The 20,527-nt window shown below is 37.4% G+C and carries 16 protein-coding genes; 5 read left to right on the top strand and 11 right to left on the bottom strand.

Annotated features, from left to right (window positions below; all coding sequences use genetic code 11):
* Positions 1 to 195 precede the first annotated feature (195 nt).
* From ndk to rfbB, 3 genes are all read right to left on the bottom strand, one after another.
* Positions 196 to 615, bottom strand: a complete 420-nt coding sequence (gene ndk, locus K7G93_RS00850; RefSeq protein WP_049216442.1) for a nucleoside-diphosphate kinase — start codon at positions 613 to 615, stop codon at positions 196 to 198.
* Between the two features lie 10 nt (positions 616 to 625).
* On the bottom strand, positions 626 to 1,924 hold the full coding sequence (pepB, locus tag K7G93_RS00845; RefSeq protein WP_049216508.1) for an aminopeptidase PepB: 1,299 nt from the start codon (positions 1,922 to 1,924) through the stop codon (positions 626 to 628).
* Between the two features lie 103 nt (positions 1,925 to 2,027).
* Positions 2,028 to 3,071, bottom strand: a complete 1,044-nt coding sequence (gene rfbB, locus K7G93_RS00840) for a dTDP-glucose 4,6-dehydratase (RefSeq protein WP_226690381.1) — start codon at positions 3,069 to 3,071, stop codon at positions 2,028 to 2,030.
* Positions 3,072 to 3,265: 194 nt separating this feature from the next.
* Between rfbB and infA the strand changes: the two genes are divergently transcribed.
* Positions 3,266 to 3,484 carry a translation initiation factor IF-1 gene (gene infA, locus K7G93_RS00835; protein ID WP_005717339.1) on the top strand — a complete coding sequence of 73 codons (219 nt, stop codon included), beginning with the start codon at positions 3,266 to 3,268 and terminating at the stop codon, positions 3,482 to 3,484.
* Positions 3,485 to 3,588: 104 nt separating this feature from the next.
* Here the strand turns inward: infA and lnt are convergent, their stop codons facing one another.
* The 5 genes from lnt to galT all read right to left on the bottom strand — a co-directional run bounded on the left by lnt (position 3,589) and on the right by galT (position 9,520).
* Complete coding sequence (gene lnt / locus K7G93_RS00830) at positions 3,589 to 5,130, bottom strand: apolipoprotein N-acyltransferase (RefSeq protein WP_226690252.1); 1,542 nt, start codon at positions 5,128 to 5,130, stop codon at positions 3,589 to 3,591.
* A 60-nt stretch (positions 5,131 to 5,190) separates the two neighbouring features.
* Positions 5,191 to 6,093: a CNNM family magnesium/cobalt transport protein CorC gene (gene corC / locus K7G93_RS00825; protein ID WP_115322381.1), complete on the bottom strand. Its 903-nt coding sequence runs from the start codon at positions 6,091 to 6,093 to the stop codon at positions 5,191 to 5,193.
* A gap of 120 nt (positions 6,094 to 6,213) precedes the next feature.
* Complete coding sequence (gene galM / locus K7G93_RS00820; protein ID WP_226690251.1) at positions 6,214 to 7,242, bottom strand: galactose-1-epimerase; 1,029 nt, start codon at positions 7,240 to 7,242, stop codon at positions 6,214 to 6,216.
* Positions 7,236 to 8,393: a galactokinase gene (gene galK, locus K7G93_RS00815; RefSeq protein ID WP_226690250.1), complete on the bottom strand. Its 1,158-nt coding sequence runs from the start codon at positions 8,391 to 8,393 to the stop codon at positions 7,236 to 7,238. The genes galM and galK overlap by 7 nt, the downstream gene beginning before the upstream one ends.
* A gap of 80 nt (positions 8,394 to 8,473) precedes the next feature.
* Positions 8,474 to 9,520: a galactose-1-phosphate uridylyltransferase gene (gene galT / locus K7G93_RS00810; RefSeq protein WP_228400400.1), complete on the bottom strand. Its 1,047-nt coding sequence runs from the start codon at positions 9,518 to 9,520 to the stop codon at positions 8,474 to 8,476.
* 227 nt (positions 9,521 to 9,747) lie between these two features.
* On the opposite strand from galT, the gene K7G93_RS00805 reads away from it, so the two are divergent.
* The 4 genes from K7G93_RS00805 to mglC all read left to right on the top strand — a co-directional run bounded on the left by K7G93_RS00805 (position 9,748) and on the right by mglC (position 14,665).
* On the top strand, positions 9,748 to 10,749 hold the full coding sequence (locus tag K7G93_RS00805; RefSeq protein ID WP_115322377.1) for a substrate-binding domain-containing protein: 1,002 nt from the start codon (positions 9,748 to 9,750) through the stop codon (positions 10,747 to 10,749).
* 296 nt (positions 10,750 to 11,045) lie between these two features.
* Entirely contained in the window at positions 11,046 to 12,038 is a 993-nt protein-coding gene (gene mglB / locus K7G93_RS00800; RefSeq protein ID WP_049216449.1) for a galactose/glucose ABC transporter substrate-binding protein MglB, read from the top strand.
* Between the two features lie 71 nt (positions 12,039 to 12,109).
* Positions 12,110 to 13,630, top strand: a complete 1,521-nt coding sequence (gene mglA / locus K7G93_RS00795) for a galactose/methyl galactoside ABC transporter ATP-binding protein MglA (RefSeq protein ID WP_049216450.1) — start codon at positions 12,110 to 12,112, stop codon at positions 13,628 to 13,630.
* A gap of 24 nt (positions 13,631 to 13,654) precedes the next feature.
* Entirely contained in the window at positions 13,655 to 14,665 is a 1,011-nt protein-coding gene (gene mglC / locus K7G93_RS00790) for a galactose/methyl galactoside ABC transporter permease MglC (protein WP_049216451.1), read from the top strand.
* A 96-nt stretch (positions 14,666 to 14,761) separates the two neighbouring features.
* Here the strand turns inward: mglC and mfd are convergent, their stop codons facing one another.
* From mfd to K7G93_RS00775, 3 genes are all read right to left on the bottom strand, one after another.
* Complete coding sequence (mfd, locus tag K7G93_RS00785; RefSeq protein ID WP_226690249.1) at positions 14,762 to 18,199, bottom strand: transcription-repair coupling factor; 3,438 nt, start codon at positions 18,197 to 18,199, stop codon at positions 14,762 to 14,764.
* Positions 18,200 to 18,331: 132 nt separating this feature from the next.
* Positions 18,332 to 18,520, bottom strand: coding sequence for a DUF5363 family protein (locus tag K7G93_RS00780; protein ID WP_049216453.1), 189 nt, complete (start codon positions 18,518 to 18,520; stop codon positions 18,332 to 18,334).
* 36 nt (positions 18,521 to 18,556) lie between these two features.
* A complete protein-coding gene (locus K7G93_RS00775; protein ID WP_226690248.1) occupies positions 18,557 to 20,521 on the bottom strand; it encodes a tRNA(Met) cytidine acetyltransferase TmcA in 1,965 nt (654 codons plus the stop codon).
* Positions 20,522 to 20,527 lie beyond the last annotated feature (6 nt).

Raw genomic sequence — 20,527 nt, 5'->3', positions numbered from 1 at the left:
CTTTTAAATACAAAAGGCAAGTATTTATTGCAGAGCAAAATTATCCGTTTTATCGTTTTTGCAACAGAGCAGTGAGGACTAACCCATTAAGAAATTTAGGAAAAACAAAATAGTCAAACAGCCCTACTAGTAACACTAAATAGGGCTGTAAATAAGATTTATTGTCGTATTTTTTAAACTTAGCTCAACTTAAACTTAAAAGAGCTCAGTCTCCACAAAAAAATACGCAATTTCTCTTTTAGCACTTTCTAAACTATCAGAGCCATGTACTGAATTATGGCGACCATTTAAGGCAAAATCTCGACGAATCGTCCCAACAGCTGCCTGTTGTGGATTTGTTGCCCCGATTAAAGTGCGGTAATCTTTAACTGCATTTTCTTTTTCTAACACTAAAGCGACTACTGGGGCTGACATCATATAATCAACTAGATCTGAAAAGAATTCTTTATTTTGATGCTCACTATAAAAGCCCTCTGCTTGTTCTTGTGTTAAACGTAACATTTTTGCCCCGACAATTCGAAAACCAGCCTGTTCAAAGCGCATTAGAATTGTCCCAATCAAATTACGTTGTACTGCATCAGGCTTAATAAGAGATAAAGTTCTTTCTACTGCCATTTTTTTATCCTTACATACTCGCTTTATTTAATAAGAAATGTGCTAATGTTTGCACACCAAGTCCTGTCGCGCCAACAGCCCATAAATCACTTGCTGTCTTACGATAAGTGGCTGAGCAATCAATATGCAACCAATTTTGTTGATAATTTTTAACAAAATAAGATAAGAATGCCGTTGCTGTACTCGCGCCTGCCCCTACAGGTACAGTACCAATATTAGCAATATCTGCAAAAGCAGTACTGATTTGTGAACGGTGTAATTCTGCAAAAGGTAATCGCCAAAAAGGCTCTTGTTCCACTTCTGCTGAAACAAGTAAGTCTGCGACTAATTTATCATCCATAGATAAAATTGAATGATAGTCATTACCTACCGCAATTTTAGCAGCACCCGTTAAAGTCGCACAGTCAATGATCACCTGTGGCTGTTGTTGATCAGCCTCAATCAAACCATCAGCCAATACTAAACGCCCCTCTGCATCTGTATTTAAAATTTCAGCTGTTACGCCATTACGATAAGTAATAATATCCCCTAATTTAAAGGCATTACTGCTCACTAAATTTTCTGCACAGCATAAATAGAGTTTCACGCGTTGCTTCAAGCCACGAGCGATAGCTAACCCTAGTGCACCAGTCACAAGTGCAGCGCCTCCCATATCTGTTCGCATTGTACTCATGCCATCACTTGGCTTAATACTATAGCCCCCACTATCAAATGTAATCCCTTTACCAACTAAGCAAGCCAAAACAGGAGCATCAGGATTACCTGTAGGATTAAAATCTAATTGTAACATCGCTGGAGGATTTGCTGAGCCTCGTCCTACTTGCCAAATTCCTTGATAGTTTTTTTCTTTTAGCTCTTCTCCAGAAAGAATGGTAAAACTTACCGCACTTTTATCGGCATATTCTTCGGCTTGTTGCTCAATAAATTCTGCTGCTTGTGTTGCTAGTACAATTGGAGTAATCGTCTCTGCTGGTAAATTGATAATTTCACGCACGAAATCACTGCATTCAATACGCGCCAATAATTCGGCTTGTGGCTCATCATCAAGATGAGGAAATTCCAATGCATAATCTTGTTTTGCTGTATAAAAACCTTGATAAAATGCCCAGCAAGACTCTAAATCCCAGTTTTCTCCAACTAACTCAACATCTTTAATACCTTGTGCGCGTAATTTACGCGCAGCTTTTTGTACTAAAGTGCGGTCAATATTGAGAGGAACATGAATAATAGCTTGATCATCATTAAAGCTAAGCAGTGCATTTTTTCCCCAAACCTCATTTGCTGCTTGAGTGGATAGACTAATTTGCATTGACATAAAACATCCTTTTATTACATGAATTGTGATAATAAAATAAAGTGTGCTTCACTATACCAGCTTTTACACACTTTAGTAGCCAATTATCAAGATATCTTCAGCATTTCTGTGAAAAATAGTTTACATACCATTCAACCGTACTACGTAGCCCCGTTGTAAATGTCGTTTCAGGTTGCCACCCCAATTCAGTTTGGATCTTATTTGTATTGATTGCATAACGAATATCATGTCCAGGACGATCCGTGACAAAAGTAATTAATTGTTCAAAATCATCAATACCTGCAAGTACGGCAGAAAAGGCTGATAACTTGCCGCTTTTTTTTAACTCAGCTAATATGCGACATATTTCTTCAACAACACAAAGATTACTGATTTCATCTTGTGATGCAATATTATAAGTTTGTCCTACTTTCCCCTTTGTTAATACTAGATAGAGCGCTTTTGCATGATCCTCAACAAATAGCCAATCTCGTTTCTGTTTTCCATCACCATAAAGTGTCAACGGTTTGGCTTGCAATGCTTGCTGAATCATGAATGGAATTAATTTTTCTGGATATTGATAAGGCCCATAATTGTTTGAGCTTGTTGTCACTAATGTAGGCAAGCCATATGTACGTTGCCAGGCACGAACGAGGTGATCACTGGATGCCTTTGAGGCTGAGTAAGGGCTACTAGGACGATATGCGGCAAGCTCAGTAACTGCCGATGCAGTATAATCTAAATCGCCAAAAACCTCGTCAGTTGAAACATGGTGGAAACGAAACGTTAATTTTTTCTCTTCTGGTAATGTTAACCAATATTGACGTGCAGCCTCTAATAATACATACGTACCAACAATATTGGTCTGAATAAATTCTGCCGCCCCTAAAATTGAGCGATCAACATGGCTTTCTGCGGCTAAATGCATCACTATATCTGGCTGATGTTTCTCAAAAACGCGTTTAATATTTGATGTATCGGTAATATCTACTTGTTCAAAATAATAACGTGGATTTTTGTTCACGCTTTGCAAAGCATCAGCATTACTTGCATAAGTTAATTTGTCGACATTAATCACGACGTCTGAGGTCTTTTCAAGAATATATCGGATTACAGCTGAGCCTATAAATCCTGCTCCACCTGTAATAAGAATTTTTTTCATCATGTTGTTATTGTCCTAAGATATTACACATATAGAAAAAAGACTAAGCACTCACTTATCTTACCTCGTTCCTGAACACAACAGTAATAAAAACTTTGCTGAACCACGTAAAAACTGTATAATCCGCAAGTATTTTTTAATAAAATCCGCTAAAGCGAAGTGCGGTCAAAATTTATAGTTATCCAGAGGAACCAATGGCAAAAGAAGATTGCATTGAAATGCAAGGGACAATTTTAGAAACCTTGCCAAACACGATGTTTCGTGTTGAATTAGAAAATGGTCATGTTGTGACTGCTCATATATCAGGCAAAATGCGTAAAAATTACATTCGTATTTTGACTGGTGATAAAGTCACTATTGAAATGACCCCTTATGATTTAAACAAAGGTCGTATCATTTTCCGTAGTCGTTAAACTATACTGACTAAAAAAGCACTGAATAATTCAGTGCTTTTTTATTACAAATAAACATTAATTTCGCTTAAATATAATCACCGTTTTATTTTCTCTTTGCTATTTTAGGACAGCGTCATTTGAATACGACGACGAATCCAAGAATGAAATATTCTCATAAACACAAGTAATAGAGATAAAAAATAAATCGGTGTATTACCTAAAACAGCGTAAGGGGTTCTGCCTTCTGTTGCACTCACATGATAAGTTAAAGTCGTTTCTACAAATTGTGGGGCTTGGGCAACGATTTTTCCCAGTTCATCTATAAAAACACTAATTCCAGTATTGGTAGCTCGGATAACTGGCTTACCAAATTCTAACGCTCGCATTCTCGCCATTTGTAAATGCTGCCAAGGACCGATAGAGTCGCCAAACCATGCATCATTTGAAACAGTTAAAATAAAATCGGTTTCTTTTTTCATATTCTTGCGTAATTGCTCACCAAGAATAATCTCATAGCAAATTGCTGTGGTTAAATGGCGGTTTTTGACAAATAAAGGAGCTTGAATCTCATCTCCGCTTTGAAAAGCTGACATTGGTAAATTAAATACATTACCAAGTGGACGTAATACTATTTCTAATGGTACATACTCGCCAAAAGGAACAAGATGATGTTTATTGTAGCGATTTTCTGTCTCGATTGAATATGGTTGAATTCGATTACCTAATGTCACGATAGAATTAAATAATTTATCTTGTTTTTCATCTTGATATACCGTTCCAACAATCACTTCTGTATTACTTTGATAAGCTAGTTCCTGTAATCCTGTAAAAAAAGGCTGCATGTGATTTTCTAATACAGGTAATGCGGACTCAGGTAAAATAATGACATCAGTTTTACCTAAGTGCTGTGCAATTAATTTTTGATAAATATCTAATGTTTTATAAAGATACTCAGGCTCCCATTTCAAATTTTGTTCAATATTTCCTTGTACTAAAGTAATTTTAAGTCCATTCTTCTCTACTTTTTTGACATAACTGATTTGTGAAGTATAAGCGCTTAAATAGCCCACTATGCTCAGCAAAAGAAGATTAATTACAGCCACATTTAATTTTCTTGGCTGACTAAATAACGCATTCCCTATGTTAAAGAGAATTGCACTCACCCACATAACAAAGAAAGTTACACCTGTGACACCAAATAAAGGGGCTAGATGTGCAAATGGACTATCAATCTGGCTATAACCAAATTGTAGCCATGGAAAACCCGTCAAGATCCATCCTCTTAGAAATTCGGTAAAGGTCCAAATCACAGGATAAATCGCGACACTCTTTACTTGAAAACGTTGCACTAAATATGCAAAAAGAACGGGGTAAAGCGCAAGATAACCTGACAATACAACAACAAGCAAATAACTAGCAATTAAGGGCGTACCGCCAAAATAATGTATACTTACATGTAACCAATTTACCCCAAAAGTAAAGAAAGCCAAGCCCCATAAAAAGGCACCCCAAAGTGCGGTTCGTTTATCACTAGTTTTAACAACAAAAAGCAACCCCAATAAAGACACATAAGCCAATCCCCAATAATCAAAAGGAGAAAAGGCTAACACACCTACTGCGCCAAAAATGATTGCAACTAAATAAACAAAAATAGATTTTTTCATTTTATTCCAAATAATTAACACGAGTAAAAACTCGTGCTAATTGTTAATAGTATTAATAAGTTAATCTTCTTTCACTTCATCAGCGTTTGTAATTTCAGCTATTTGTTCATCTGTCAAGGTAACACGTAGCTGAATTAACCGACGACTATCTGCTGAGGTCACCTTAAAATTAATGCCTTCAAGGGTAATATCCTCACCTCGCTTTGGTAAATAACCAAAAGCTTGCATGACAAGCCCACCAATAGTATCCACTTCCTCATCAGCAAAATGGGTATTAAATTGTTGGTTAAAATCTTCAATATCCGTTAACGCTCGTACAGCATAAGTATGACGAGAAAGCTGGCGGACATTGACCACTTCTTCCTCATCAAATTCATCTTCAATATCACCAACAATTTGTTCAAGAATATCTTCGATAGTCACTAAACCAGATACTGCACCAAACTCATCGACAACAATTGCCATATGAAAACGTTCAGAACGAAAATCTTTCAACATACGATCGACTCTTTTACTTTCAGGCACTATCACTGCTGGACGTAACAACGGGAGTAAATGAAACTCTTCTGCATTAGAACGTAAAAACTTCAGTAAATCTTTAGCATGTAAAATGCCCGCGATATTATCACGTTCATCAGCAATCACAGGAAAACGTGAATGGGCTGACTCAATAATAGTGTCAAGACAAGAATCGAGATTTTGATCAGTTTGAATAAAAACAATTTGTGAACGAGGAATCATGATATCACGGACTCGTAACTCCGCAATTTCCATCACACCTTCAATCATCTCTCGTGTATCTTGATCGATCAGATCATTTTGTTCAGAATCACGAATTACTTCAACAAGCTCTTCTCGATTCTTTAGCTCCCCTTGAAAAAAACGTCCAAATAGAGACTGAAAAAAACTTTTCTTTTGTGAATGTTCAATTTGATTAGTATTCGATTGGTCTTCGTTCATCATAAAAATTTGAGTAAGCTACCGTCAACATTGACGGCTGAAAATTAACATATTTCCCTCATAATAGCAAAAAAAAAGCCCCTAGACAGTGGGGCAAAACAATTCGCATTGATTATTATAATTTTATAGAAACTGAAATTTAGTCCAGTGGTGATAGTTTTTGTTTGCTTGGGTGATGCCACCTAATGCCCACCATTCTGGATGGTTAGGTGTATCTGGCAATGCTTGTGTTTCTAGTGCTATGCCTGCATAGTCTGCATAAACGCCAGCAAAACGATTTGGAGTACCTGCGAGGAAATTTCCTGTATACACTTGTAGTGCTGGCTGTGAAGTGGATACTCGCAAACTCAGCGACCCATTTTGTGCAGTAAGAATTGCACTCATTTCCTCTTTTTGTTCACCTAATAAAAAAGCATGATCATAGCCTTTTACTAACATCTGCTCATCTTGCAAAAAATCTTGTACTATCTGTTTGGTTTGCCGAAAATCAAAGCTTGTTTGTTGAACAGGCTTTAAAGAGGCATTGGGAATCCCCGATGAATCTACTGGCAAATAGTATTCTGCATTTAACTGCAAATGATGATGACGGATATCACTCCCATAATCCGCATCATTTAAATTAAAGTAAGCATGATTGGTTAAATTTAACGGTGTATCTTGATCTGCTTTAGCTTCAAATTCAATTTCAACACTATTATTTTCGGCTAATGTGTAAGTCACAATAGCATCCAGATTACCAGGAAACCCTTGATCACCGTCAGCAGAATGTAACATAAAACTGACAAAATTCTGACCGCTCTTCACTAGTTGCCAGCGCTGTCTATCAAAGCCCTTTAAGCCACCATGTAATTGGTGGGGCTCTTGATTTAAGTTCAGTTGAAAAGATTTACCATTTAGCTTAAATTGCCCATAAGCAATACGATTTGCATAACGCCCAACTATCGCACCTAAATAGGCTTGTTGTATAAGATAATCTTCTAGCCGACACCCTAACAGAACCTCACGTAATTGATTTTTTACAGGCACTTTGCAAGACATCCATGTCGCGCCCCAATCCATCATTTGAATGGACATACCATGACTATTTGTCAACGTAAAAACCTGAAACGGTAAGCCATCTGGCGCATTTCCTTGTGCAGTTTGAATCAGCATACACTGACTCCTTGCGATGCTGTACAGACATAAAAGTCTTCTTTTAACCCTGTTTGCTTTTCATAATTATCGGCAATAATTTTGCGTACTGCTTCTACTTTTTCAATTGGTGCCACTGCCACAATACAACCACCAAAACCACCACCCGTCATACGAGCACCACCAGTTTTACCAATCGCAACTTGTGCAAGCTCAACTAAATAATCAATTTGTGGCACAGTGATCTCAAAATCATCACGCATAGAGTCATGAGACTGCCTCATTAATTCACCTAATAATGCGAGGTTACCACTTTGTAATGCCTTTACAGCATCTAACACACGTTGGTTTTCTGTTACGACATGACGAGCTCGTTTAGCAACCTCAGGATCGAATGCTGTCAGCTCTGCTTCTTTTTGTTTAAATTGCTCAATAGAAACATCCCGTAATGCTTTTACGCCAAAAAACTGTGCAGCCGCCTCACATTGTTGACGACGTGTATTGTATTCACCTGCAACTAAATCATGCTTAACATGAGAATTGACAATCATGACTGCTACATTTTCAGGGATAGGCGTTGGTGTTGTGTCTAAACTACGACAATCAATCATCAATAAATGATCTTTTTGACCTAAGGCTGATATCAACTGATCCATATTGCCACATTGACAACCAACAAATTGATTTTCAGCTTGCTGCCCAATTAATGCAATTTCTGTATTAGTCAATGCTAAATTTGCCAACTGCTGACAGAACTTACCAACTGCAACTTCTAATGAAGCAGATGAACTCAATCCAGCAGACAACGGCACATTACCTGAAATAACCAAATTCGCACCGCATTTAAAGTCTGGATAGCGTTGTTGAATAAATTTCACTACACCACGTACATAACCTGTCCATTTTTTACCTAACTCAGGTTCAATTGGTTTAGCTAAATCAAATTCATCCCATTCTTCGAGATCAGCTGCAAATACCCTAAAAAGACTGTCTTCACGCGCTTGTCCACTAATAGCGGTTCCATAATTAATCGCACAAGGCATGACAAAACCATCATTATAATCTGTATGCTCTCCAATAATATTTACTCGTCCTGGCGCATAAACATTTAATGTTGGTTCAGTATTAAATTTTTGTTGGAATAGCGTTTTAGCTAATTGTTGTGGAGTCATTTCATATTCCTTTTTCATTGCGCTTTTACAAAATGTTAATTCTATTCTAAAGGGATTCAACCCTAGCCAACTAAATGTTGTTATTTCTGCTTATAATGTACTTCGCTTAGGGTACGCAATCTCTCAGCCGCTTGTTCTGCAGTCAAATCTCGCTGTGACTCCCCTAACATTTCATAACCCACCATAAATTTACGCACAGTTGCAGAACGTAATAACGGCGGATAAAAATGAGCATGCACTTGCCAGTGATCATTATTTTGTCCATTAAATGGGGCTGCATGGAATCCCATTGAATAAGGGAAGGAGGTTTCAAACAGATTATCGTATTTTGTCGTTAATTTTTTCAGCGCTAAAGCTAAATCTTGTGATTGCGCTTCATTTAATTCAGTTAGACGTTTTACTTGTAATTTGGGCAACAACAAAGTCTCAAATGGCCATACTGCCCAATAAGGCACTACAGCTAACCAATGTGCAGTTTCAACGACAATACGCTCTTTCAACGCTAACTCACGCTGAGCATAATCAACTAACATGACAGAGCCATGTTTTTCAAAATATGCACGTTGCGTTTGATCTTCACGAGCAACTTCATTCGGTAGAAAGCTATTTGCCCAAATTTGACCGTGCGGATGTGGATTAGAACATCCCATGGCTGCACCTTTATTTTCAAAAATCTGCACCCATTGATATTTTTTACCTAATTCGGCTAGCTGTTCTTGCCAAACTTGAACAACATCTGCAATTTCTGAGACTGTTAATAATGGTAAGGTTTTGCTATGATCTGGGGAAAAGCAAATAACACGGCTTTCGCCTTGTGCTTTTGAAATTTGAAATAAAGGATCTGTCGTTTTTTCTGGATTAGGTGTATCTTCTAATAATGCAGAAAAGTCATTTTTGAACACGAAAGGCTTCTGATAATTCGGGTTTTGTTCACCTGTAATCCGTTTATTACTTGGACATAAATAACAACTTGGATCATGAGCTGGCTTTTCATCCTCAGCCACTTTCTCTTGCTGTCCCTGCCACGGACGTTTAGCACGGTGTGGTGATACAAGCACCCATTGGTCAGTTAATGGATTATAACGTCGATGTGGGTGTTCAGTTGGTTCAAATAGTTGATGACTCATCTTTTACATACCCCCGAAGATTGAAAACGGTTACATTTTTATATTCACATAAGATAACAAATTACCAAAAATAAACTGTTAACTAGATCACAAAATGAATAAATCTTGGCTTATAGGCTATTATTTTTGTGACTTAACTGTCAAATTTAAGGGTAAGCGTTTTCAAAAATAACAAAAATTCTATATGATGAGAGTAAGTAGTTCTCAAAGGAAAGGTCATATTAATTATGGTTACTATTCATGATGTTGCACAGTATGCTGGTGTATCTGTCGCCACAGTATCTCGAGTACTAAACAACCACGCATCTGCCAGTGCCAAAGCACGTTTAGCCGTGCAAGAAGCTGTAGAAAAATTAGGTTATCAACCAAATGCAAATGCACAAGCCCTTGCAATGAAAAATACCGATACTATTGGTGTCGTTGTTACTGATGTTACAGATTCCTTCTTTGCTATCCTAGTTAAAGCAGTTGATAAAGTTGCTGAAGAATATAAAAAGACAATTTTAATTGGTATTGGCTACCACAACGCAGAGAAAGAAAAAGAAGCGATTGATACATTGTTACGTAAACGTTGCAGCTGCTTAGTTGTCCACTCTAAAGCTCTCAGTGATGATACTCTCAGCCAATATTTAGCAAAAGTGCCTGGCATGGTAATTATAAATCGAATTGTACAAGGCTATGAACATCGTTGTGTGAGTTTAGATAATGAAAAAGGCACCTTCGTTGCTACAGAAACATTAATTGGGTTAGGGCACCGTAAAATTGGCTACATTGGTTCAAATCACTACATTACTGACGAAATAGAAAGAAAACGAGGATACCTCAAAGCCTTAGAACACTACCATATTCCCGTAATTGAACATGCCATTACACATAGCTCACCTGACTTTGAAGGCGGAGAAGAAGCAATGATAAATCTCTTGAGCTATAATTCCGATCTCACTGCTGTTGTTGCTTACAATGATTCCATGGCGGCTGGTGCAATTTCAGTATTAAGTGAAAACAACATTAATGTACCAAAGCAATGCTCTATTATTGGTTTTGATGATATGCCTATCGCCCGCTACCTTATCCCAAAACTAACGACTATTCGCTATCCTATTGATTTAATGGCAACTTACGCAGCTAAATTAGCACTCAGTTTAGTTGATCAAGAGGTAAAAACACCAACACATATTCAATTTAATCCAACACTTGTTAAACGATTTTCTACGGAACAAAAGACTTAGACATCTTTACAGATAGTGAAAAATAAAAACGTAAACATTTTTATTAAACCATATAAAAAGTGCGGTGAAATCTTATTAAATTCCATCGCACTTTTTGTTTTTTAGGAAGAAAAAATAGGCAAAAAATGTGATCAATCTAACATTTTTACGTGTCATTTGTAATCGTTTTCACAATTGTGAGTAAGATCACAGTCTTTCATAACATTTTCCAGTATTATGCCCACCAGTTATCTAGGCAAAGTGGGTTAAAAGCAGAAAGATAACAAAATCCATTCGTTCTAAATAGGAGAGTTATTATGAAAAAAACCGTATTAAGCGCAGTAGCTTTAGCAGTAGGTCTAGGTGTTGTTGCCTCATCAGCACAAGCAGCAGATCGCATTGGTGTAACCATTTACAAATATGACGATAACTTCATGTCACTAATGCGTAAAGAAATCAATAAAGAAGCTGAACAGTTTAAAGATATTGAATTATTAATGAATGACTCGCAAAACGCACAAGCGGTACAAAATGACCAAGTTGACGGTTTAATTTCCAAAGGTGTCAAAGCATTAGCAATCAACTTAGTAGACCCAGCTGCAGCGCCGACAATTATCGGTAAAGCGAAACCAGATGACATTCCTGTTGTATTCTTTAATAAAGACCCTGGTGCAAAAGCGATCGGTAGTTATGAACACGCTTATTATGTAGGAACTGATCCGAAAGAGTCTGGCTTAATTCAGGGTTCATTGATTGCAAAACATTGGAAAGCAAACCCAGCTTATGATTTAAACAAAGATGGTAAAATTCAATATGTCTTACTCAAAGGTGAACCAGGTCACCCAGATGCGGAAGCGCGTACTAAATTTGTGATCGAAGAATTAAACAGTAAAGGAATTCAAACTGAGCAATTATTTATCGATACAGGGATGTGGGATGCAGCTTTAGCAAAAGATAAAATGGATGCTTGGTTATCAAGTTCAAAAGCTGCTCAAATTGAAGTTATCATTGCTAATAATGATGGTATGGCAATGGGTGCCTTAGAAGCAACAAAAGCACATGGTAAAAAACTACCAATCTTCGGTGTTGATGCATTACCTGAAGTATTACAGTTAATCAAAAAAGGTGAAATCGCGGGAACTGTATTAAACGATGGTGTTAACCAAGGTAAAGCAGTTGTTCAATTAACAAATAATCTTGCTAAAGGTAAACCTGCTACTGAAGGAACAAAATGGCAATTAAAAGAGCGTGTTGTACGTATTCCTTACGTTGGTGTTGACGCTGATAATTTAAGCGATTTCTTAAAATAATAATCTATAACTATAAGTTGTAACTCTCAGGGGAGCTAAACCCTCCCCTCTTTTTTTATGTGAGGTTGGATATGACCACTCAAATTCCAAATCAAGACAGTGAAATACTGCTCACAATGACTAATGTCTGTAAATCCTTTCCTGGTGTTAAAGCACTAGATAATGCTAATCTAACCGTTCGCTCTCATTCCGTACATGCATTAATGGGAGAAAATGGCGCAGGCAAATCTACATTACTCAAATGTTTATTCGGAATTTACAGCAAAGACGAAGGTGACATCCTTTTTTTAGATAAGCCTGTTAATTTTAAAACCTCCAAAGAAGCTTTAGAAAATGGGATCTCAATGGTACACCAAGAACTTAATTTGGTGAAACAGACTACCGTTATGGATAATCTTTGGCTTGGTCGCTACCCATTAAAAGCAGGTTTCGTCGATCACGGAAAAATGTACCGTGATACAAAAGCTATTTTTGAAGAATTAGATATTGATATCGATCCAAAAGAGAAAGTAGCAAAACTTTCTGTATCACAAATGCAAATGATCGAAATCGCTAAGGCATTTTCTTATGATGCGAAAATCGTGATTATGGATGAACCGACCTCTTCTCTTTCTGAAAAAGAAGTCGAGCATCTCTTTAAAATCATTGCCAAACTCAAAGAGCGTGGCTGTGGCATCATTTATATTTCACACAAAATGGATGAGATTTTCAAAATTTGTGATGAAATTACAATTTTACGTGATGGTAAATGGATCAATACCGTTGAAGTAAAAAATACTACGATGGATCAAATCGTTTCAATGATGGTTGGGCGTGAATTAACCCAACGTTTCCCACCAAAGACGAACGAGCCAAAAGAAACTATCCTAACTGTAGAAAATCTAACTGCGCTAAATCAACCTTCTATTCAAGATGTGAGTTTTGAACTACGTAAAGGAGAAGTATTAGGTATCGCAGGGCTTGTTGGTGCTAAACGTACTGATATTGTCGAAACAATTTTCGGTGTACGTGAACGCAAATCAGGCACTATTAAACTACACGACAAAGAAGTCAAAAACCATAATGCGTTTGAAGCTATTAATAATGGTTTTGCCTTAGTGACAGAAGAGCGCCGCTCTACGGGGATTTATGCCAATCTTAACATCGAGTTTAATTCTTTGATTTCTAATATGAAATCATACATTAGTAAATTCGGTTTGCTCAGTAACGCTAAAATGAAAAGCGATACACAATGGGTGATTGACTCGATGAATGTAAAAACCCCTTCACATAAAACAAATATTGGTTCTTTATCTGGTGGTAACCAACAAAAAGTAATTATTGGTCGTTGGCTATTGACTCAACCTGAGATTTTAATGCTTGATGAACCTACTCGTGGTATTGATATTGGTGCAAAATATGAAATTTATCAACTTATCATGGAGTTGGCGAAAAAAGATAAAGGTATCATTATGATTTCTTCTGAAATGCCAGAGCTACTAGGGGTAACAGATCGAATTCTAGTGATGAGCAACGGTAAAGTAGCTGGTATCGTGAATACCGCAGAAACGTCACAAGAAGAAATTTTACAACTCGCTGCAAAATATTTATAAAGCACAGAATTAAGGAAATAAATTATGGCTGCGTTAAAACAAAACAAATCCCTTGATTTCTTTAAACAAAATGCAATTTACTTTGTATTGTTGATTCTCTTAGGGGTCATTATTATTCAAGATCCAACGTTCTTAAACTTAAGAAACTTTAGTAATATTCTCACTCAATCCTCTGTACGTTTAATCATTGCTCTTGGGGTGGCTGGTTTATTAGTAACACAGGGAACTGACTTATCTGCAGGTCGCCAAGTTGGTTTAGCTGCCGTAATCTCTGCTACCTTGTTACAAGCAATGGATAACTTTAACCGAGTTTTTCCTGACCTCCCTGAGCTACCTATTCCTGTTGTTATCTTAACTGTATGTGCAATCGGTGCCATTATTGGTCTAGTAAATGGTTTAGTCATCGCTTACTTAAATGTTACGCCATTTATTGCGACTATGGGGACAATGATCATCGTGTATGGAATTAACTCACTTTACTATGATGCAGTGGGCGGTTCACCTATCGCTGGTTTCAATGAAACATTCTCTGCCTTTGCTCAAGGGTTCTTTAAGTTTGGTACCTTTAAGTTGTCTTACATCACTATTTATGCCGCTATTGCTACGTTCTTAGTGTGGGTTCTTTGGAATAAGACACGTTTTGGTAAAAATATCTTTGCTATCGGAGGCAACCCTGAAGCAGCTCGAGTATCTGGTGTTAACGTAGCCCGTAACTTAGTTGTCATCTACATGATCGCAGGAATGTTCTATGGCTTTGGTGGAATGTTAGAAGCAGGTCGTATTGGTTCCGCCACAAACAACTTAGGTTTTATGTATGAGTTAGATGCAATTGCAGCCTGTGTAGTGGGTGGTGTGTCATTTGCTGGTGGTGTAGGTACCGTCATTGGGGTCGTAACTGGGGTAATTATCTTCACCGTCATCAACTATGGCTTAACTTATATCGGTGTTAACCCATATTGGCAGTATATCATCAAAGGTAGCATTATCATTCTTGCCGTAGCTATCGACTCGCTCAAATATGCTAAGAAAAAATAAAAAGAGGTATAGCACTAGCAACCAAAAGGCGATTCTAACAATCGCCTTTCTTTTACACCTAATCAACTTAATCCCCTTTGTTTTAATGAGTTAGTATTAACTTAAAATCTCTTTCAATAAATTTTCTACAAAATCTAACCGCTCTTTATAACTATTAAATGTTTTGTTAAATCTAAACTTCGTTGGACCATCAAAACGATAAACTGTCGGTTCTGATTGAATAAGTTGTAGGAATTTCATTGGCTCTAATTCAGCTGTGGCTAAAAACTCGATAAAGCCACCTTGTGCATTCGCATCAATTTTCTGTATTTGAATCTGTTTCGCTAATTGACGCAATTCAGCGATCTGAAATAAATGACGAGCAGCCTCGGGTAGTGTGCCGAAACGATCAACAAGTTCGACTTTTAACTCATCTAATGCATTTTTATGTTCAGCACCTGCGATACGTTTATAGAAGGATAAACGCATATTGACATCACCTAAATACTCCTCTGGTAATAAAGCAGGTAGGCGTAAATCAATTTCTACTTGTTGTTGTGTTAATTCATCTAACGAAGGCTCTCGACCTGCTTTCAGGGCGTTAACAGCACTTTCCAATAAATCCATATAAAGTGAAAAACCAATAGATTCAATTTGCCCACTTTGTTCTGAACCTAACAATTCACCAGCACCACGAATTTCTAGATCGTGTGTAGCAAGAATAAAACCCGCACCTAAATTATCTAAACTTTCCAGTGCTTCAAGGCGTTTTTGTGCATCTTTTGTCATAGCCTTTGGTGAAGGCGTTAATAAATAAGCATATGCCTGATGATGAGAACGGCCCACTCGACCACGTAATTGATGTAATTGTGCTAAACCAAAATTATCCGCTCGCTCAATAATAATAGTATTTGCCGTAGGAACATCAATGCCTGTTTCAATAATCGTTGAACAAACAAGGACATTAAAACGCTGATGATAAAAATCCGACATAACACGTTCTAATTCACGTTCCCGCATCTGCCCATGACCAATTGTAATTCGAGCTTCGGGTACAAGTGCGGTAAGTTTTTCAGCACAATTTTCAATACTTGCGACATCATTATGTAAATAATAGACCTGTCCACCACGTAAAATTTCACGCAGAATGGCTTCTCTAATAATGCTATCATCTGTTTGCTTAACAAACGTTTTTATCGTCAAACGGCGTGCTGGCGGGGTTGAAATAATCGACAAATCACGAATACCGTGCATTGCCATATTTAAGGTACGTGGGATTGGCGTAGCTGTTAAAGTAAGAATATCAATATTTGCTCGCAATTGCTTAATGCGTTCTTTTTGGCGTACACCAAAACGATGTTCTTCATCAATAATCAATAAACCTAAATCACTAAACTGTACATCTGATTGAATTAATTTATGTGTACCAATTAGGATATCGATTTTTCCTTCTGATAAATTCTGTACTATCTGCTTTTGTTCTTTCGCTGTTTTAAAGCGAGAAAGGACCTCTACATTCACAGGTAAATTCGCAAAACGATCTTTAAAGTTTTCGTAATGCTGCTGGGCAAGTAACGTCGTTGGCACTAGGACTGCCACTTGCTTATGATTCATAACAGCTAAAAATGCTGCACGCATTGCAACTTCTGTTTTACCAAAACCCACATCACCACATACAAGACGATCCATTGCTTTTGGTTGACACATATCAGCAATTACTGCATTAATTGCCATTTCTTGATCAACAGTTTCCTCAAAAGGGAACGTTGCCGCAAACTGCTGGAATTCTTCACGATCATATTTAAACTCGAAGCCTTTTTGTGCTTCACGTTGTGCATACATATCTAATAATTCGGCTGCTACATCACGAATTTTTTCTGCTGCTTTATGACGTGCTTTAACCCATGCATCACTCCCAAGCTTATGCAATGGCGCACTTTCATCTGAACCACCGACATAACGACTAATTAAATGTAAGGATGATACTGGGACATAAAGTTTAGACTCATTCGCATAATTGAGTAATAAATACTCTGCTGTAATCCCAGCATTTTCAAGCGTGACTAGACCTGCATAACGCCCTACACCATGTTCTAAATGTACGACTGGTTGCCCAATTTTCAGTTCCGCGAGATTACGGATTAATGTATCTGGATTAACAGATTTCCGCTTATCTCGACTACGCTGTTGTACTCTCTCACCTAATAACTCTGTTTCAGTAATAATAGCCAATGGTGAATCTTGTGTAATGATAAATCCTTGCTCTAACGCACTAATTAATAAGCTACTTGGCTGTGCCACTTGTGAAAGGGCTACTACTTTTTGTGGTTTGATTTTCAGCGGTGACAGCAAGTCTAATAAGGTTTCTCGCCGCCCTTCTGTTTCTACTGAAAAAACAATATTACCAGCAAACTGCTCAGTAAATTGACGTAATAATTTCAGTGGCTCTTTTTGCTGTGATTGAATCGTCAGCTCAGGTAATGCTTGCAAGGGTAAATTTTTTTGACGTATTGAATTACGTACTTTTTCATTTTTTAGGCTAATTCTCGGATAGTGTTTTAGTTGATGATTAATCTCATCAATACGCTGCCATAAGCGCTCGGGCGATAGTAATGGTCGCATCGGATCGACTTTGCGGCTTTCATAGCGTTGTTGTGCATCTTGATAAAAACGTTCACCTTGTGTTTGAATATCCCCTAAATCCAGCCATAGGCTTTCCTTCGGTAAATAATCAAACAAACTTGCCATTTGGTCAAAAAAAAGTGGTTGCCAATACTCAATCCCTGAAATTAAAGTACCCTTACTCACTTGTTGATAAATATGTTCTGGGTCGCGGCGAATTTCTGCAAAGGTTTCGCGAAATTTCGCTCGGAAAAACTCAATCCCTTTATTATCAGTAGGAAATTCATGTGCAGGTAATAAATTAATAGAGTGAATTTCAGCTAATGTACGTTGTGTGTCTACATCAAATGTTCGAATTGAGTCAATTTCATCATCAAAAAAATCTAAACGATACGGCTGCATACTGCCCATAGGAAATAAGTCTAACAGTGCGCCCCGTACTGCATACTCCCCATGTTCTAAGACTTGCTCTACTGCACGATAGCCCGCACTTTCCAGTTGTAAGCGCATTTTCTCAATTTTTCGATGTTCACCTTTTTTAATCAAAAAAACATTATGCTGTAAAAATTCAGGCGGGCATAAACGCTGCATTAACGTGCTAATAGGTAAAATCAATATGCCTTGTTGGTGATGTTGTAAATTAAACAATGCACTTAGACGTGAAGAAATGATCTCTTGATGAGGTGAAAAAGCATCATAGGGTAACGTTTCCCAATCAGGAAAAAATGTGACTGTTTGTTGGCTAAATTGTGATAAAACTTTCTCTAAACGTACCGCACTTCGTGTATCAGCGGTCACAACAACAGTTAATCCATGATACTGACTAGCGATTTCACTGATAACTAATGCATCAGCGCCTGCTAATACATTGCCTACAATTTTATGGTCATTTGCTTCAGTGGGAATGGATAAATCAAAATAGGAGGTTGTCATAACTACAAATATATTGTTAGATAAAATAAAATGAAAAGATAGCAAATAGTGTAGCGTAGTTTAGACTTTTTTCCAATAAATATCTGTATAAAAACCCAGTAAAAAAGCCAAGTTAAACTTGGCTTTTTCTATTTAAAATGTTTTCTTTTTCGCTTCTTGCTCCGCCTTTTCTTCAGGGGTCCAATTCTCATCAAATTTAACGACAGGCACACAACAGCAACCTCTGCCACCCCCACGTTCTACGCCAATATCTTTACAAAATTTATTATATTCTTCCCAAGCTCTGCGCAATAAACTTTTTTGCTTCGTTTTCTCACCCATTATGCATATCCCCCCTGTTTTAGTGAGCTCACTATATCATAAAACCGCTGTATATTTTTGCAACATTTTCTTGACCTCCAATCGACAACTTTTTAACCAATCTTTTTTACTGAGTGTTAAATTCGACATATTAGAGTGCTTACAATAAGCAGTTAACAATGGACAATCTTGCTCTCTAAACATCGTCATCAAACGGCGAATTGAGGCTAAAGAGGCAGGTAATGTCCCATGATAGTAGGCAAATTTATGCAAAATGCTGATATCCTGTGGCAATAATCGCCAATCTTGTTCAGATAATGAGAACTCATTTCGTAAAGGATGAAAAGAAAACGCTAAATTACGCTCGAATTGTGTTCTAGCCTGTTGGCAGAGCTGCTCGCCTTCTATTGTTAATGGTTTAACAGCAATCACTGAATAACAACCACTACTTGCTTCTTTGTTTTCGCCTAAACTCACTAAAAAGAAACCGCACTTTTGCCAAAATCTCGCTAATTCTTGAGTGTAACCAAAACTCACTGAAAGAAAATCTACTTGGCAGTCTTGCACTAATCTATCAATAAGTTTTTTCCCAACCCCTTGTTGCTGATACTGAGCTAGGACAGCGATACGCGAGATACGTGCAGATTTCAAGCGGCACGCATCAGGTAAATGTGCTTGAAAGCAAAGTGCTTGTGCGACTAAATTACCTTTTGGTCGACGAATACCGTGCTCAATCGCCCAAATCAACTCATGATCCATTATTCCCCCCTCCTCGATTAACCAAATTGCACCGATAAGTTGATTCGCACTTTCTGCTAAATAAAATTGCTGTTTTGGTGCATCAAATAAACGGCGTAGGTCAATAGGTGAAGTACGATAATGTGATAGAGTTAGTAGGGCATAAAAAGATGTTATTTTTTTCTGTGCAATGAGTTGATGCTGAGTATAACGGCAGTAAGTTAATGGATTAATTACTCGTGTTTGAATTTGTAATAGTTGCTCTTCTGCTTGTAATAACAATAACTCATCAATAAAACCTTCTAATTTATCTTCTTTCTGCCAACGTAATGGGGTATGTAATTGAATATGTATAAAAGGGCGCTCAAGCTTCGCTACGAATTTAAGCAAAAACCCTCGTCCTGTACCTTCATAGCTTTGAATAGTTGTCGTGCATAACACCTGTTTAAAGCTTGCAGTAATAGCACGCAGTAAAGCCAAAGGAATCATAGCGGCTTCATCAATTAATAGCCAATGCTGCTCAAACTTCTGTGGATTATGCTGTATTTCTATATAAAGTTGATCTGGCGCTATAAATGGAATATCAACTTGAGCAAATTCTTGTAACACTTTGACCGCACTTTTATTTGGCGCAGTTAAAATGATAGGCTGATTTTGTTGAACTAAATACTTTGCCCACAACCCAGCTAAAGCAGATTTACCTCGTCCACGTTTTGCCGTCACAATAAAAAGGGCTTTATTTTCTTGGGCCAGTTGAGATAAAACCTGTTGTTGCTCAACAGTAGGTTCATGATGGTTGAGATGATATGACTTTTCAGACTGAGACACTTGAATAGAGTCGAATACAAAATCAGGGATCGCTTGATTACAATAAATTGGAAAACCATATTCAAGCATCTTTTGTTGAAAAAATTGAATAAAATTTGGCGTTGCTATCGGAGTATTCTGACCACTCCAGCGTAAACTATCTTGATCGGGTTGATTAGCTAAATTTTTCCAATGAGGAAGTAGGATTAACAAGAGACCTTGTTGCTTTAAAGTCCCACTTACTATCGCTAATGCCTCTAAATTTATTCCTTGCCACCCATTATAAATAATTAATGAAAACTCACGTCCAAGCAAATTTTTTGCAGTCGAAAAAGAACAGTGAGGAATAGAAACAAAGTGCGGTAAAGGGTCTCCAATCCATACTGCACTTTGTTGCATCAAGTATTCAATCTGACATAAACATTGCTCTCTAAATACGCTTTCAGCACCTTGCCAGACAATCACTCGTCTAGTCATACTTGA

Origin of the sequence: Pasteurella canis (assembly GCF_020810675.1) — a bacterium.
Taxonomy (GTDB): Bacteria; Pseudomonadota; Gammaproteobacteria; order Enterobacterales; family Pasteurellaceae; genus Pasteurella; species Pasteurella canis.
This window is presented reverse-complemented; position numbering and strand designations above follow the sequence as displayed.